Origin of the sequence: Streptomyces beigongshangae (assembly GCF_019710745.1) — a bacterium.
Classification (GTDB): domain Bacteria; phylum Actinomycetota; class Actinomycetes; order Streptomycetales; family Streptomycetaceae; genus Streptomyces; species Streptomyces beigongshangae.
Genome location: NZ_JAHKJW010000034.1, coordinates 70,143 through 85,865, shown reverse-complemented (window position 1 = coordinate 85,865; position 15,723 = coordinate 70,143). Strand labels below are relative to the sequence as shown.

The following is a 15,723-nucleotide window of genomic DNA, read 5'->3' as shown; positions in this document are numbered from 1 at the left end:
CCCCGGTCCCGACCGCGCCGGCGGCGCGCGCGACGGGCCCCGAGGCGGGCGCCGCCGGGCGGTCCTGGCCGGGCGCCCCCGTCAGCGCACCGCCCAGCACGAGGCATCCCGCGACGACCCCGACCGTCGTCCACGGCGACGAGACGTCACGCCGGGCCGAACCGCCTCCCGCACCGCCTCCCGCACCACCCTGCGCCTCGTCCCCCGTCCCGGCCGTCATCCCGCCCCCGTTCCGGCCTTCGTCCCGGACGTCGATTGCCGCTTCGTGCCGCGTTTCCCGCCGCTTTCCATGCCGTCACTGTGCGTCAATATGAAGAGCACACCCCGCCACCACCCCGACACGAAAAGTCCGGTGCGGGCAGGGTTCACACCGATGGCCCCGGGTGCGACGCTGTGATCATGAGCCGTATCGAAGCCCGACCCGACGAAGACACCGTGGCGGCGGCGACGGTGACGCCGGGCAGCCTCGCCGAGCGTCTCCTGGCGGGCCTGCCGGCCGAGGCCGTCCTCACCGACCCGGACGTCACCAGCTCGTACGCCCACGACATGGCCAGCTTCTGCGAGGCGGGCACCCCGGCCGCCGTCGTGCTGCCGCGCACCGTCGAACAGGTCCAGCACGTCATGCGCGTCGCCACCGCGCTGCGCGTACCGGTCGTCCCGCAGGGCGCCCGTACGGGCCTGTCCGGGGCCGCCAACGCCTCCGAGGGCTGCATCGTGCTCTCCCTGGTCAAGATGGACCGGATCCTGGAGATCAGCCCGGTCGACCGGATCGCGGTGGTCGAGCCGGGCGTCGTCAACGCCACGCTCTCCCGCGCCGTGGGCGAACACGGCCTGTACTACCCGCCGGACCCCTCCAGCTGGGAGATGTGCACCATCGGCGGCAACATCGGCACGGCCTCCGGCGGCCTGTGCTGCGTGAAGTACGGGGTGACGGCCGAGTACGTCCTCGGCCTGGACGTCGTCCTGGCCGACGGACGCCTGATGTCCACCGGCCGCCGCACGGCGAAGGGCGTCGCCGGATACGACCTGACGCGCCTCTTCGTCGGCTCGGAGGGCTCGCTCGGCATCGTCGTCGGGGCGGTCCTCGCCCTGAAGCCGCAGCCGCCGCAACAGCTGGTGCTGGTGGCGGAGTTCGCGTCCGCGACGGCGGCCTGCGACGCGATCTGCCGGATCATGGAGGGCGGCCACGTGCCGTCCCTCCTCGAACTGATGGACCGCACGACGGTGAAGGCCGTCAACGACATGGCGCACATGGGCCTGCCGGAGAGCACCGAGGCCCTGCTCCTCGCCGCCTTCGACACCCCCGACCCGGGCACCGACCTGGCGGCGGTCGGCGCGCTGTGCGAGGCGGCCGGCGCCACCCAGGTCGTACCGGCGGAGGACGCGGCCGAGTCGGAACTGCTCCTGCAGGCCCGCCGGATGTCCCTGACCGGGCTGGAGGCGGTCAAGGGCACGACGATGATCGACGACGTGTGCGTCCCCCGCTCCCGGCTGGCCGAGATGCTCGAAGGGGTCGACCGGATCGCCGCGAAGCACCGGCTGACCATCGGGGTCGTCGCCCACGCCGGCGACGGCAACACCCACCCGACCGTCTGCTTCGACGCGGGCGACCCGGACGAGTCCCGGCGTGCCCGCGAGTCCTTCGAGGAGATCATGGCCCTCGGCCTGGAACTGGGTGGCACGATCACCGGCGAGCACGGCGTGGGCGTCCTCAAGAAGGAGTGGCTGGCGCGCGAGATCGGCCCGGTCGGCGTCGAGATGCAGCGGGCGGTCAAGGCGGCCTTCGACCCGCTGCACCTCCTCAACCCGGGCAAGCTCTTCTGAACCCGCGCCCGGCCCCCTCCACGGAGAAGTCCGTACGACCCGTACGACCCGTACGACCCGTACGACACGTGCGACCCGTGCGACCCGTACGGGTGGTGGGGGCGCGGCGCCCGGAGCGCCGCGCCGGTCCGTGGAAGTCCCCCGGGAAGGCCCCGCCGCCCCCGGGGCCCCTGTACCCCGCGGCCCCGGGAGAGTGTGGGGGAACTCCGCTCGAAGGGGGTGGGTACGCCGGGAGCGGGGGTGTCGGTTGCGCCGGTCTGATAGATGTGGACGCTCAACACGACCCCCGAGCAGATACGGGACGACGGACATGAGCGCCCCAACCCCGGCCCCCGGCGATGACAGGCCCCGCGAGGGGTACTACCCGGACCCGTCCATTCCTGGTTATGTCCGGTACTGGAACGGCGCCTCCTGGGTGCCGGGCACCAGCCGGCCGGCGCCGGCCGGCGGTGAACCGATCCCGTCGCCCGCGGGCGCGCGGCCCGCACCCGTGTCCACGGAGGAGACGGGCCCGCACTTCTTCGACGAGGACCCGCCGGCCGCGGCGCCGTCGCCCGCCGACGCGCAGCACGGCAGCCGCCCCGAGCCGGCCACCGCGTGGGGCGCCGACCGCTCCCGGCAGACCGGCTTCGGCGGCGATCCGGACCGCCGGGTCCGCTGGGGTTCACCGGACCCGCGCGACCCGCGCGCGGCACCGGACCCCGCGGCCCAGCAGGCGGAGCCGCCACAGGCCGCACAGCCCGTGCAGGCCGCGCAGTCCGCACACCCCTCGCAGCCCGAGGGGAAGTCGGAGCACACGGACGGCACGGCCACGTTCCACGGGCCGCCGCCCGGTCCCGGAGGGGACTCGGGGACGCCCGCGCCTTCGGCCGACGGCGGGACCGTGGTGTTCCGCAGGCCCACGGGACCCGTACGCCCCGCCGGGACCGCCGGATCGGCCGGTGCGATGGGCGCCGGGCGCGCGCACGTCGCCGGACGCGCGCAGAACCCGGTCCCGAACACCTCGGGCGCTTCGGGCGCCGCCGAAGCCGCAGGCGCCGCAGGCACCGCTGCCGCCTCCGGCCCCCGCCTGCCCGGCGTCCCCGGCTCCCGCGAACCCCTCCCCTCCGAGGGCACGATGGCCTTCAGGACCAGGTCGCCGCGCACGGGGCAGCGGCTCACCGCGGCCCAGGCCCGCGGCCTGGTCCCGGAACCCGGGACCCCGGGGCAGCCGGGCTCCGCGTTCGCCGCCCCGGCCGCCCCCGCCTCCCCGACGACACCCGCGGCACCCACGACACCCGCGGCGCAGGGAGCCTCCGCGGCGCCCGCCGCCCCCGCCGGCCCGCAGCAGCAGCCCGCGCCCGCGCCCACGGTGCCCCCGCAGTCCCACGCCCAGGCGCCCATGAGCGCGGGCCCCGGCGGCGGGCAGCCCTCCTGGGCCCAGCAGGTGCACCGGCTGGCCGGACCGGACGACGACCAGCCCGTCGTGCCGTGGAAGCCGGTGCGCGAGGACCCGTTCCAGGCGGCGGCCCGCTCGCAGGCGAACGCGCGTCCGGCGGGGCTCGGCAAGCGGTTCGCCGCCCGCCTCGTCGACACGCTCGTGCTGACCGCGGTCACCGGTGCGGCGGCCGTACCGCTGGGCGCCAGGGCCGTCGACCACGTCAACGGGAAGATCGACGCGGCCAAGGCATCCGGCGAGACGGTCACGGTGTGGCTGCTGGACGGCACGACCGCGCTCTACCTGGGCATCGTGCTCGGCGTCCTGGTCGTCTTCGGCGTCCTCTACGAGGCACTGCCCACCGCGAAGTGGGGCCGCACCCTCGGGAAGAGGCTGTTCGGCCTCCAGGTGCGGGACATCGAGGGGGGCGAGCCGCCCACGTTCGCCCTCGCCCTGCGCCGCTGGCTCGTCTACAGCGTCCCGGGCGTCCTCGCCATCGGTGCCGTGGGTGTCGTGTGGGGCCTGTTCGACCGCCCGTGGCGCCAGTGCTGGCACGACAAGGCGGCCCATACGTTCGTCGCGGGCTGACGGGTAATCCGGACGGCCGTCCCCCATTGCACGGTCCGGGGGTTCGCGGTCGACTCGGGGCATGAGCACCGAGCCGCCGCCCCCTCCCGACGACGATCCGTTCCGGAAGCCGCCGGACGGGGACCCGTTCCGGAAGCAGCCGCCCGGTCCCGGGGAGGGCGGCGGTTCCCCCCACGACCCGCCGTACGGCCCTCCGCACGACGACCGGCCCCCGCCGCCGGGCGCGGGTTCCCCGTACGGAGCCCCGCCGCCGGGCGCCGGTCCCCCGTACGGGGGACCGCCACCGCCCCGCGGCGGCGGTGACCCCTACGGCGGCGGCCCGTACGCCACCGATCCGCTCGCCGGGATGCCACCGCTCGCCGACAGCGGCAGACGCGTGCTCGCCCGGATCGTCGACATGGTCCTGGTGGCCGTCGTGGTGTGGCTGCTGACGTGGGGCTTCGGCGTCAGCGAGTACGACACGGACGCCGACAGCATCCAGTACGGCAATTCCTTCGGGCAGTCCCTGATCGCCCTGCTGCTCTACCTCGGTTACGACACGTTCATGACGTCCAGGTCGGGACAGACCCTCGGCAAGAAGTGGCTGCACCTGCGGGTGGCGAACCTCGACGACGGCTCCACGCCCTCCGTGCGGACCAGTCTGGTCCGGGCCCTGGTGCTGTGGGTGCCGTTCGCGTTCTGCTGCGCCTGCATCTGGACCGCCGTCGCGGGCGGCTGGAGCTTCGTCGACAAGCCGTACAAGCAGGGGCTGCACGACAAGGCGGCCAGGACGGTGGTCGTCAGCACCGGCTGACCGCCCACCGTCCTGGCCGCCCGGCGCGTTCGCCCACCGGCTCGGACGGGTTCGTCCACGGGCTCAGGCGCGTTCGCGCACCGGCTCGGACGAACGCGCGGCGGAGACGGTCTCGCGCTGTACCGGAACACGCTGTTCCGTGACGGCGCCGGACGGGGGAGACGTGGGGGCGGTGGCCCTGGGCGCGGGGACCGTCATGGCCACGAGGAGGCCGAGCGCGAGGGCGGAGAGCGCTATGACCACGACTCCCACGCCCGAACTCGTCTGTGACAGCAGCAGCATGGCGAGCGTCGAGAGGATCACGGTGCAGGAACCGTAGGCGAGCTGTGCGGCGGTCGGACGAGGCATGGCATTCCGTCCTCGGGTGGGGAGCTCCCCCCGGGTGCCTCTCGCGATGGGGGAGGTGGCGGATGGGAATCAGGGGTGAGACAACGGTGTCGATCAGCAAATCACCGGAAAACCGGCGCGCCGCCAAACGACTCTATTCGCCTGTCTGCCCGAGGGGAACGAGCAGTAAGCGTGAGCTGACCCACGGTGCCGGTGCACGGGGGGGCGCACTGAATCATCGGATCCGACAACCCGGCAGGTGGACGCGCCTGTTGAGCGGTACACGGACCGGCCGCCGACGGACCGCCGGTGCGTGTCCCACCGGGCCGCCGGTACATATCCCACTTGATCTGTCCAAGTCAAGGTCTGTCTTTTCTCGGCCAACTCCGATCGAATGTCGTCACTTGTGACGCGCACAGAGTGCGCGCGGACTCCATGACCTGGACACCCTCCTTCCGCGCGCCCGGGCGCGAGGGAGGACTGCCTCAAGTGATCAGCAGACCATGGACGTTCAGAGCAGCCGCGGTGGGTGTGGCGATGGCAGCGGCCGCCGCCACGTTCTCGACCTTCGCGGTGGCACAGGCCGCCGACGCCGGCGACCGGCCGGCCGCGGCCGCGAACCGGCAGGACCCGGCGCCCGCCGGCGACGGTGCCGGGCACGGACACGGACACGAGCGCGAGCACGACCTCAAGGGCCCCCTGACCGACCGCCAGGAAGCCCAGCGCGAAGAGGCCCTCAAGAAGGTCCTCTCCGGTGACGCGAAGGTCGCCGAGCGCGACGGTTCGCGGGTCGTCAAGCTCCAGGACGGCAAGTACGTGGAGCTCGGCCGGGAGAAGACCGACCAGATCTTCACGATCCTCGTGGAGTTCGGCGACAAGGTGGACAGCCGCTACGGCGGCACCCCCGGCCCGCTGCACAACCGGATAGCCGAGCCGGACCGTGCCGAGGACAACAGCACGGCCTGGCAGGCGGATTACAACCGGGAGCACTTCGAGGAGCTCTACTTCGGCACCGGCAAGGGTGTCGAGTCGATGAAGAAGTACTACGAGAAGCAGTCCTCGGGCCGCTACTCCATCGACGGCGCGGTCTCCGACTGGGTCAAGGTGCCCTACAACGAGGCCCGCTACGGCTCCAACAAGTGCGACCCCGACACCTGCGCGTGGAACGCCGTCGCCGACGGTGTCACCGCCTGGGTCGACGCCCAGAAGGCGGCCGGCAAGTCCGACGCCGACATCAGGTCCGAGCTGTCCGCCTACGACAAGTGGGACCGCAACGACTTCGACGGCGACGGCGACTTCAACGAGTCCGACGGCTACATCGACCACTTCCAGATCGTGCACGCCGGCGAGGACGAGTCCGCGGGCGGCGGCGCCCAGGGCGAGGACGCCATCTGGGCCCACCGCTGGTACGCGTTCGGCACCGACGCAGGCGCCACCGGTCCCGAGGGCAACAAGATGGGCGGCGCGCAGATCGGCGACTCCGGCATCTGGGTCGGCGACTACACGATCCAGCCGGAGAACGGCGGACTCGGCGTCTTCGCCCACGAGTACGGCCACGACCTCGGTCTGCCGGACCACTACGACACGACCAACACCGCCGAGAACTCCACCGCCTTCTGGACCCTGATGTCCTCCGGCTCCTGGCTCGGCGAGGGCAAGGACGCCATCGGCGACCTGCCCGGCGACATGACCGCCTGGGACAAGCTGCAGCTCGGCTGGCTGAAGTACGACACGGCCAAGGCCGCGATGCGCTCCACCCACACGCTGGGCGTGGCCGAGTACAACACGAAGAACGCCCAGGCCCTCGTGGTCGAACTGCCGAGGAAGGCCGTCACCACCGAGGTCGTCGCCCCGGCCGAGGGCGCCACCCAGTGGTGGAGCGGCAGCGGCGACAACCTCAGGAACACGCTGACCCGTTCGGTGGACCTCACCGGCAAGTCGTCGGCCACGCTGTCCCTCGACGGCTACTACGACATCGAGACGGACTTCGACTACCTCTACACCGAGGTCTCCACCGACGGCGGCACCCGGTGGACCGCGGTCGACGGAACGGTCGACGGCACCCCGATCCCGCGTGACGCCAGCGGCAGCCCCGCGCTGACCGGCACGGTGGACGCGTACAAGAAGCTGTCGTACCCGCTCGACGCCTACGCGGGCCAGAAGATCGACCTGCGCTTCCGCTACTCCACCGACGGCGGCGTGGCCCAGAAGGGCTTCGCGGCCGACCGGATCACCGTCACCGCCGACGGCACCGCGCTCTTCTCGGACAACGCCGAGACCGCCGACGCCGCGTGGAAGGCGACCGGCTTCTCCCGCATCGGCGCGTCCTTCACCAAGGACTACGCGCAGTACTACATCGCCGAGAACCGCCAGTACGTGTCGTACGACAAGACCCTGAAGGTCGGCCCGTACAACTTCGGCTTCGCGACCACGCGCCCGTCCTGGGTGGAGCACTTCCCCTACCAGAACGGTCTGCTGATCTGGAAGTGGGACACCTCCCAGCGCGACAACAACGTCAGCCGGCACCCGGGCACCGGTCTGCTGCTGCCGGTGGACGCCCACCCGAAGGCGCTGAAGTGGTCCGACGGCACGGTGATGCGCAACCGCATCCAGTCCTACGACTCGCCGTTCAGCTCGTACCGCACGGACGCCCTGACGCTGCACAAGGCGGACGTCGCGACGAAGATCAAGTCGCAGCCGGGCAACCGGATCTTCAACGACCGCACGAACACGTACTACGACGCGGCCAACCCGACCGGGGGTGTCAAGGTCACTGACACCAACACCAAGATCGCGATCGTCAAGGAGCCCCGCGACGGTTCGACGATCACCGTGAAGGTCTCCGCCGCGAAGTAAAAGAATACGTTTCCGCAGGTCAAACCATGATCGGCCGCGACCCCCTGGCGGGTCGCGGCCGATCGTGTTTAGGTGCCTCCTGTGACTCTCTTATTGACACCGAAGCGCACGGGGGTGTGACCGCATGGCCGCAGGAGGTTTCAGCAGGCTGCCGAACGGCACCGTCGTGGTGGCGTTGAACCTGCCCCGGCCGGTGGCCTCGGGCAGCGGTTCGGTGCGGGTGCTGGTGCACGCGCAGAACCGCGCCCGCGCGCTGACGCGGTTGCGCAACCTGGGGCTGCGGGCGGTGTACCTGCGCGGCAACGGCGCGCCCCCGACGCCGGACGAGATCACCGCGGTGCTGCACCATCCGGACGGGCTCATATGGCGTACGGCACCGGGTGCGGACGCGGTCGTGGCGGAGCTGTGGCACCCGATCCGCACGCTGATGCGGCGGCCGGCCGCGCCTTTGTGACGGCGGGCACCGTCGTTTCTCAGGGGCGCGGGGAACTGCGCGCTCAGCCCTCACCGGCCCGCGGCCGACGTGCGGGCGGCATCGCGGTCGCCGTGTCGCTGCGGGTGCGTCGTGGCCGGTCGCGCAGTTCCCCGCGCCCCTTACGGGGCTAGACCACCGGCTTGCCGGTCAGTTCGACGCCCGCCTCGCGCAGGTCCTCCAGGGCCCGGGCCGTGGTGTCCGGGGCGACGCCCGCCGTCAGGTCCAGCAGGACCTGCGTGCGGAAGCCCTCCCGGGCCGCGTCCAGCGCGGTGGCGCGCACGCAGTGGTCGGTGGCGATGCCCACGACGTCGACCTCGGTGACCTCCCGGGTGCGCAGCCAGTCGGCCAGCGCGACACCGTTCTCGTCGGCGCCCTGGAAGCCGCTGTACGCCGCCGTGTAGGCGCCCTTGTCGAAGACCGCGTCGATCGCGCCGGAGGCGACCGCCGGGGCGAAGTTCGGGTGGAAGCCCACGCCCTCGGTGCCGGCCACGCAGTGCGCGGGCCAGGAGTGCACGTAGTCGGGGTTGTCCGCGAAGTGGCCGCCGGGGGCGATGTGGTGGTCCCGGGTCGCCACCACGTGGCGGTAGCCCGCGGGGGCCTGCCCGATCAGCTCGGTGATCGCGGCGGCGACATCCGCGCCGCCGGAGACCGCGAGGCTGCCTCCCTCGCAGAAGTCGTTCTGCACGTCTACGACGATCAGGGCGCGGCGCATGGTCGGTGTCCTTCGGTTCGGCAGGCGGCGCTCCGCGAGGAGGCCGGTGGTGTGGGGTGCGGGCCGTGGTCCCCCGGACTCCGGCCGGCAGGTGCCCGCCCCGGTGTGCGGACGGGCGAAGGCTGCGGTCGTTGCCGTTGCCCTTCCCGGCTTCCCGCCCCTTCATGCCCGTACGGGCCCGTGCGCGGGGGCGTCGGCGGGAGGGTCGTCCCGGGCCGTCGCCGGCCCGGGACCGCGTGTCTCAGACGTACTCGGTCGGAATGACGGCTTCCCCCCGCGACAGCTGGGTCGCCGAGAGGGGCAGGCCCGCGCGGGCCCGGGCGTGCCGTTCGCGTACGACGTCCAGCGGTTCGCGGGCGACGACCCGGCCTCCCTCGACGAGCCGCACCTGGAGCAGGCTGTCGCCGAGCTCGTCCGGAACCGGTCCGGTGCCGATCACCTCGGCCTCGGCGGCCCCGGACGCGTCGCGCCGGCGCGCGGCCCACTTGCGGCCGCCGATGGACGTCTTGCCGCCCGAGGACTTCTTGGCCACCGACACGAGCGGAGCCTTCGGGTCCGCCGACCCGGCGCGCGCGACGAGCTTGTAGACCATCGACGCGGTCGGGTGGCCGGAGCCCGTCACCAGCTGGGTGCCCACGCCGTACGCGTCCACGGGCGCCGCGGCCAGCGAGGCGATCGCGTACTCGTCCAGGTCCGAGGTCACGATGATCCGCGTCTTCGTGGCGCCCAGCTCGTCGAGCTGCTGGCGCACCCGGTGCGCCACCAGCAGCAGGTCGCCGGAGTCGATGCGGACCGCCCCCAGCTCGGGCCCGGCCACCTCGACGGCCAGCCGTACGGCCTCGGCGACGTCGTACGTGTCCACCAGCAGCGTGGTGCCCTTGCCCAGCGAGTCCACCTGGGCCCGGAAGGCGTCCCGCTCGGTGTCGTGCACCAGGGTGAAGGCGTGGGCGGACGTGCCGACCGTCGGAATCCCGTAGCGGAAGCCCGCGGCCAGGTCCGAGGTGGTGGTGAAGCCGCCGACGTACGCCGCCCGGGACGCCGCCACCGCGGCCAGCTCGTGGGTGCGCCGGGCGCCCATCTCGATCAGCGGGCGCCCGCCGGCCGCCGAGGCCATCCGGGAGGCGGCGGCCGCGATGGCCGAGTCGTGGTTGAGGATGGAGAGGATCACGGTCTCCAGGAGCACGCACTCCGCGAAGGAGCCCTCGACCCGCAGGATCGGCGACCCGGGGAAGTACACCTCGCCCTCGGGGTAGCCCCAGACGTCCCCGGTGAAGCGGTACGAGGCCAGCCACTCCAGGGTCGGGCCGTCCACGACGTCGCGCTCGCGCAGGAAGCCGAGCACGCCCGCGTCGAAGCGGAAGTTCTCCACCGCGTCCAGGACGCGTCCGGTGCCCGCGACGACGCCGTAGCGGCGGCCCTCGGGCAGGCGGCGGGTGAAGACCTCGAAGACCGAACGCCGGTCGGCGCTGCCGCCCCTGAGGGCGGCCTGCAGCATGGTCAGCTCGTAGTGGTCCGTGAAGAGCGCGGTCGACGGGACGTCCACCGGCAGCCCTAGGTCCGCAGTGTTCATGGCAGGGATGCTACCCCCTATCTCGTCACTCTGACGATTTGTGGGGCGGGTGATTTCCGGGGCTCGTTTGGCCGGGCACCCGTCCGGGGTGGCAGCATGGGCCGTGTGACGGCTCCCGCACCCCTAGAGACCGAGAAGACCGAGTCGGCGGAGGAGGTCTTCGCCGTACCCGAGCCCGACGTCCCCTGGGTGACCATCGTCCACAACGACCCGGTCAACCTGATGAGCTACGTGGCCTACGTCTTCCAGACGTACTTCGGGTACTCGAAGGACAAGGCCACCAAGCTGATGATGGACGTGCACCACAAGGGCCGGGCCGTCGTCTCCAGCGGCACCCGTGAGGAGATGGAGCGCGACGTGCAGGCCATGCACGGCTACGGCCTCTGGGCCACGCTCCAGCACGACCGGAACTGACCCGGCCGGCCGCGGCACGGCCGGTATCCGCCCGACATCCGCGCAGCACCCGACATCCGCGCAGTACTGGAAGTAGCGACGCACCCTGATGCCAGGACACTTCGAACCGCTCCCCGGCGGCGGCGCGGCCGTCGCGCTCGACGAGGTCGAGATCTCCATCATCCGCTCCCTCGCCGTGCAGCTCATGGAGCTCATCGGGCCGGGCCCGGGCGGGGAGCCCTCCGGCGACCCGCTCGCCGAGCTCTTCGCGGAGGGACCGAGTGAGCCGCCCTCCGACCCCGTGCTCAAGCGCCTCTTCCCGGACGCCTACGGCGGTCCGGGCGTCGAGGTCACCTCGCCCGAGCAGGCGGAGGAACAGCGCGCGTACTCCTCGGAGTTCCGCCGCTTCACCGAGAACGACCTGCGCGCCGGCAAGCGGGAGAACGCGCTCGCGGTGATCCGCTCCCTGGACGCCCTCACGGCCGCGGGGGAGGGGGGCGCGGTCCTGAAGCTGACCGCCGAGGACTCGAAGCGGTGGCTCGGCTCCCTCAACGACCTGCGCCTGGCGATCGCCTCCCGGCTGGACGTCGTGGACGAGGAGGACACGGACCTCCTCTACCGGCTGCCGGACGAGGACCCGCGCAAGCCGATGGTGATGGCCTACCTGTGGCTGGGCGGGTTGCAGGAGACACTGGTTGAAACGTTGATGACATGACATAAATGTTCGCTCAGCGGACGCTCAAATCCGGATAACGATCGCATTACCGCCCGGGCCCGCTATGCGGACCCGGGTGTCGTATGTCCGCTTCTTCTTGTGGCATGCGCTACAGACCGCGCGGACGACCGGCGTCGTGATCGTGATAAATCTTCACGATCGCCCGGCGGGACACCACCCGCGTCCTGCCGGGTGCGCCACCGAGCCGGCGACCGCCGGCCAGGCACGAGCGGTCCCGGGGAGACCGCTCCGCTCCAGGAATCCGGGGGGATCGGAAATCGGTCCGCGGCCGACGACGGCTCGGACCGGCATGGAGAAAGGCGCACGAGACATGACCTCGGTGCAGGTCGGCAAGCACGACGGCGAGCACGGCGGCAAGGGCGCCGGCGGCGACGCGCCCGGAGAGGGCTACGAGCGCGGGCTCGGCAGCCGTCAGGTCCAGATGATCGCGATCGGCGGCGCCATCGGCGTCGGCCTCTTCCTGGGCGCCGGGGCGAACATCGCCAAGGCGGGCCCCAGCATCATCCTGATGTACGCCCTCGCGGGCGTCGTCATCTTCTTCATCATGCGGGCCCTGGGCGAGCTCCTGCTCTACCGCCCGGTCTCGGGTTCCTTCGCGGAGTACTCCCGCGAGTTCCTCGGCCCGTTCTTCGGCTACTTCACCGGCTGGACGTACTGGCTGATGTGGGTCGTCACCGGCATGGCGGAACTCACCGCCGCCGCGATCTACGTCAACTACTGGTTCCCGCAGATCCCGCAGTGGGTCACGGCGCTGGTCTTCCTGCTCGTGCTCTTCGCGGCGAACCTGATCTCCGTCAAGCTCTTCGGCGAGATCGAGTTCTGGTTCTCGATGGTCAAGGTCACCGCCATCATCGGCATGATCCTGATCGGCCTGGGCGTGCTCACCTTCGGCTTCAGCTCCGCGGGCGACACCGCCGCCGTGTCCAACCTCTGGGCCTTCGACGGCTTCTTCCCCAAGGGCATCGGCTCGTCCCTGATGACGCTCCAGGGCGTGATGTTCGCCTACCTCGCCGTCGAGCTCGTCGGCGTCACCGCGGGCGAGTCCGAGAACCCGGAGAAGACCCTCCCCAAGGCGATCAACACCCTGCCCTGGCGCATCGCCCTCTTCTACGTCGGCGCGCTCACGGTCATCCTCTGCGTCGTGAAGTGGACGGAGTTCGCGCCGGGCGTCAGCCCCTTCGTCGCGGCCTTCGCGAAGATCGGCATCCCGGCGGGCGCGGGCATCGTCAACTTCGTCGTCCTGACGGCCGCCCTGTCCTCCTGCAACTCCGGCATGTATTCCACCGGCCGCATGCTGCGCACCCTGGCGGACAACGGCGAGGCCCCGAAGGTCTTCAACCGGCTGTCCGCCACCAAGGCGCCCGCGTTCGGCATCACCGTCTCCATGCTCTTCATGGGCATCGGCGTGATCCTGAACTACATCGTCCCGGAGAAGGCCTTCGGCTACGTCGTCTCCGTGGCGACCGCGGCCGGCATCTGGACCTGGCTCATGATCCTCGTCAGCCACATCCTCTACCGCCGCGCCGTCGACGCCGGCCGGCTGCCCGCGTCGCCCTTCCCGGCGCCCGGGGGCGCGAAGTTCAGCTGGGTCGCGGTCGCGTTCCTGCTCTTCGTCACCGGCCTCATCGCCTACGACGCCGACTCCCGCGTCTGCCTGTACGTGATGGCGGGCTGGGCGGTCGCGCTGGGCATCGGCTGGGCCGTGCTGAGGTCACGCAACCCGGAGGTCACCGAGCGCCGCGAGCCGGACTTCGAGAAGACCGGCTGAACCGGCCGAACCGGCCGAACCGGCCGAACCGGCCGAACCGGCCGAACCGGCCGAGGGGCCCCTCCGGCCCCGCAGCAGGACGTGCGAGGGCCCACCGCCCAGCATGTGGGCAGCCCCGTACCACTCTCCGGTACGGGGCTGCCCTCTGCTTATCCTGGCCACCATGCTGACCATCACCCAGGCACTCGTCGACCAGATCGTCGCGCACGCGCGCCAGGACCACCCCGACGAGGCGTGCGGCGTGATCGCGGGCCCGGAGGGCACCGGCCGCCCCGAGCGCTTCGTGCCCATGCAGAACGCCGCCATGTCGCCGACGTTCTACGAGTTCGACTCCGGGGACCTGCTCAAGCTCTACCGCGAGATGGACGACCGCGACGAGGAGCCGGTGGTCGTCTACCACTCCCACACGTCGACCGAGGCGTACCCGTCCCGCACCGACGTCTCGCTGGCGAGCGAGCCGAACGCGCACTACGTCCTCGTCTCGACCGCGGACACCGACGGCCTCGGCGACTTCCAGTTCCGCTCCTTCCGGATCGTCGACGGCGAGGTCACGGAGGAGGAGGTCACGGTGGTGGAGACGTACTGAATCCGCCCGCCCCCCACTCGCCCCGGCCTGCCCGATTTCGGCCGGTCCCACATTTCGGGCAGAGTTCATCCATCATCCGAGATCACATTCCGGGATCCGGACCGGGAATCGATACGATGAGCCCATGGTTTTCCACGACGTGAGCGACAAGACGCCGGGCATGCTGCTCGTGGCGCGGCTGCACGTCGACCTGTGCAGGCTGCAGAGCGCCATCTGTACGCGCTGACCCCTGCCGCCGTCCGGCCGTGGGCCACGGCTCCGCGGGGCCGCGACCGGCGCGCCCCTCCGCTCCATCGCACTCCCGCACCCCCGCGCTGCCGCGCGCACCCAGACCCGACCCACCTTCCGACAGGAGCCCGTCACCATGGCCATCGAGGTCCGCATCCCCACGATCCTCCGCACCTACACCGACGGCCAGAAGGCCGTCGAGGGCGGCGGGGAGACCCTCGCCGAGCTCTTCAACGACCTCGAAAGCCGCCACACGGGCATCCAGGCCCGCATCGTGGACGGGGGCGAACTGCGCCGCTTCGTGAACGTGTACCTCAACGACGAGGACGTCCGCTTCCTCGACGGCATCAACACCAAGCTCACCGACGGCGACAGCGTCACCATCCTGCCGGCCGTCGCCGGCGGCATGGTCTGACCGGGCTGCCGGGCTCTGATCGCCGATGCGCTACGACTCCCCGCTGGCCGCGGTGGGCAACACCCCCCTGGTGCGCCTGCCGCGGCTCTCGCCGTCCGCCGACGTCCGCGTCTGGGCGAAACTGGAGGACCGCAACCCGACCGGCTCGGTCAAGGACCGCCCCGCGCTCCACATGATCGAACAGGCCGAGAAGGACGGGCGGCTCACCCCCGGCTGCACGATCCTCGAACCGACGTCCGGCAACACCGGCATCTCGCTCGCCATGGCCGCGAAGCTCAAGGGCTACCGCATGGTGTGCGTCATGCCCGAGAACACCTCGCAGGAGCGGCGCGAACTGCTCGGCATGTGGGGCGCCGAGATCATCCCGTCCCCGGCGGCCGGCGGTTCCAACACGGCGGTACGCGTGGCGAAGGAGCTCTCCGCCGAGCACCCCGACTGGGTGATGCTCTACCAGTACGGCAACCCCGACAACGCGGGGGCGCACTACGCCACGACCGGCCCGGAGATCCTCGCCGACCTGCCCTCGATCACCCACTTCGTCGCCGGGCTCGGCACGACGGGGACGCTGATGGGCGTGGGGCGCTTCCTGCGCGAGCACAAGCCGGACGTGAAGATCGTCGCGGCCGAGCCGCGCTACGACGACCTCGTCTACGGCCTGCGCAACCTCGACGAGGGCTTCGTCCCCGAGCTCTACGACGCGTCGGTGCTGACCACGCGCTTCTCCGTCGGGTCGGCGGACGCGGTGACGCGGACGCGGGAGCTCCTCCAGCAGGAGGGGATCTTCGCCGGGGTCTCCACGGGCGCCGCACTGCACGCGGCGATCGGCGTGGGCCGCAAGGCCGTGGCCGCCGGTGAGCCGGCCGACATCGTCTTCGTCGTGGCCGACGGCGGCTGGAAGTACCTGTCGACGGGGGTCTACACGGCCGCGACGACGGAGGAAGCGATCGCCACGTTGCAGGGCCAGCTGTGGGCTTGAGCCGCGGTTCGCGACTCAGCCCTGCGTGATCGCGCCTGCGCGCCCGTCCCCGATCGCCG

At 71.8% G+C, this 15,723-nt stretch carries 15 protein-coding genes and 1 pseudogene; 12 read left to right on the top strand and 4 right to left on the bottom strand.

The window, feature by feature from the left end:
* Nucleotides 1-220 (bottom strand): annotated as a pseudogene (locus tag KM933_RS25055) (hypothetical protein); the annotation flags it as partial.
* Nucleotides 221-393: 173 nt separating this feature from the next.
* Between KM933_RS25055 and KM933_RS25050 the strand changes: the two are divergent.
* The 3 genes from KM933_RS25050 (at nt 394) to KM933_RS25040 (ending at nt 4,622) form a co-directional block, all read left to right on the top strand.
* Nucleotides 394-1,824 (top strand): FAD-binding oxidoreductase, encoded by a 1,431-nt coding sequence (locus tag KM933_RS25050; protein ID WP_221355906.1) that lies wholly within the window; start codon nt 394-396, stop codon nt 1,822-1,824.
* A gap of 310 nt (nt 1,825-2,134) precedes the next feature.
* A complete protein-coding gene (locus KM933_RS25045) occupies nt 2,135-3,829 on the top strand; it encodes an RDD family protein (protein ID WP_221355903.1) in 1,695 nt (564 codons plus the stop codon).
* Nucleotides 3,830-3,890: 61 nt separating this feature from the next.
* On the top strand, nt 3,891-4,622 hold the full coding sequence (locus KM933_RS25040) for an RDD family protein (RefSeq protein ID WP_221355901.1): 732 nt from the start codon (nt 3,891-3,893) through the stop codon (nt 4,620-4,622).
* A 63-nt stretch (nt 4,623-4,685) separates the two neighbouring features.
* On the opposite strand, the gene KM933_RS25035 is transcribed toward KM933_RS25040, so the two are convergent.
* A complete protein-coding gene (locus KM933_RS25035; protein ID WP_221355899.1) occupies nt 4,686-4,970 on the bottom strand; it encodes a hypothetical protein in 285 nt (94 codons plus the stop codon).
* Nucleotides 4,971-5,438: 468 nt separating this feature from the next.
* Between KM933_RS25035 and KM933_RS25030 the strand changes: the two genes are divergently transcribed.
* The gene (locus tag KM933_RS25030) at nt 5,439-7,805 is read left to right on the top strand and encodes an immune inhibitor A domain-containing protein (RefSeq protein WP_221355897.1); all 2,367 of its coding nucleotides are present in this window, start codon (nt 5,439-5,441) and stop codon (nt 7,803-7,805) included.
* Nucleotides 7,806-7,929: 124 nt separating this feature from the next.
* Nucleotides 7,930-8,259: a hypothetical protein gene (locus KM933_RS25025; RefSeq protein WP_221355895.1), complete on the top strand. Its 330-nt coding sequence runs from the start codon at nt 7,930-7,932 to the stop codon at nt 8,257-8,259.
* 148 nt (nt 8,260-8,407) lie between these two features.
* Here KM933_RS25025 and KM933_RS25020 read toward each other — a convergent pair whose 3' ends face one another.
* Together KM933_RS25020 and KM933_RS25015 are read right to left on the bottom strand one after the other, a co-directional pair.
* Nucleotides 8,408-8,992 (bottom strand): nicotinamidase, encoded by a 585-nt coding sequence (locus KM933_RS25020; protein ID WP_221355893.1) that lies wholly within the window; start codon nt 8,990-8,992, stop codon nt 8,408-8,410.
* Between the two features lie 241 nt (nt 8,993-9,233).
* Nucleotides 9,234-10,562, bottom strand: coding sequence for a nicotinate phosphoribosyltransferase (locus tag KM933_RS25015; RefSeq protein ID WP_221355891.1), 1,329 nt, complete (start codon nt 10,560-10,562; stop codon nt 9,234-9,236).
* Between the two features lie 96 nt (nt 10,563-10,658).
* On the opposite strand from KM933_RS25015, the gene clpS reads away from it, so the two are divergent.
* The 7 genes from clpS to KM933_RS24985 all read left to right on the top strand — a co-directional run bounded on the left by clpS (nt 10,659) and on the right by KM933_RS24985 (nt 15,664).
* Nucleotides 10,659-10,976 carry an ATP-dependent Clp protease adapter ClpS gene (gene clpS / locus KM933_RS25010; protein WP_149514112.1) on the top strand — a complete coding sequence of 106 codons (318 nt, stop codon included), beginning with the start codon at nt 10,659-10,661 and terminating at the stop codon, nt 10,974-10,976.
* 88 nt (nt 10,977-11,064) lie between these two features.
* The gene (locus KM933_RS25005; protein WP_221355889.1) at nt 11,065-11,670 is read left to right on the top strand and encodes a DUF2017 domain-containing protein; all 606 of its coding nucleotides are present in this window, start codon (nt 11,065-11,067) and stop codon (nt 11,668-11,670) included.
* A 331-nt stretch (nt 11,671-12,001) separates the two neighbouring features.
* Nucleotides 12,002-13,459: an amino acid permease gene (locus KM933_RS25000; protein ID WP_221355887.1), complete on the top strand. Its 1,458-nt coding sequence runs from the start codon at nt 12,002-12,004 to the stop codon at nt 13,457-13,459.
* A gap of 163 nt (nt 13,460-13,622) precedes the next feature.
* Nucleotides 13,623-14,045, top strand: coding sequence for a M67 family metallopeptidase (locus KM933_RS24995; protein WP_221355885.1), 423 nt, complete (start codon nt 13,623-13,625; stop codon nt 14,043-14,045).
* 124 nt (nt 14,046-14,169) lie between these two features.
* Nucleotides 14,170-14,271 carry a putative leader peptide gene (locus KM933_RS40500; protein ID WP_311736770.1) on the top strand — a complete coding sequence of 34 codons (102 nt, stop codon included), beginning with the start codon at nt 14,170-14,172 and terminating at the stop codon, nt 14,269-14,271.
* Nucleotides 14,272-14,409: 138 nt separating this feature from the next.
* Nucleotides 14,410-14,688, top strand: a complete 279-nt coding sequence (locus tag KM933_RS24990; RefSeq protein WP_221355884.1) for a MoaD/ThiS family protein — start codon at nt 14,410-14,412, stop codon at nt 14,686-14,688.
* A gap of 25 nt (nt 14,689-14,713) precedes the next feature.
* Nucleotides 14,714-15,664, top strand: coding sequence for a PLP-dependent cysteine synthase family protein (locus KM933_RS24985; RefSeq protein ID WP_221355882.1), 951 nt, complete (start codon nt 14,714-14,716; stop codon nt 15,662-15,664).
* Nucleotides 15,665-15,723 lie beyond the last annotated feature (59 nt).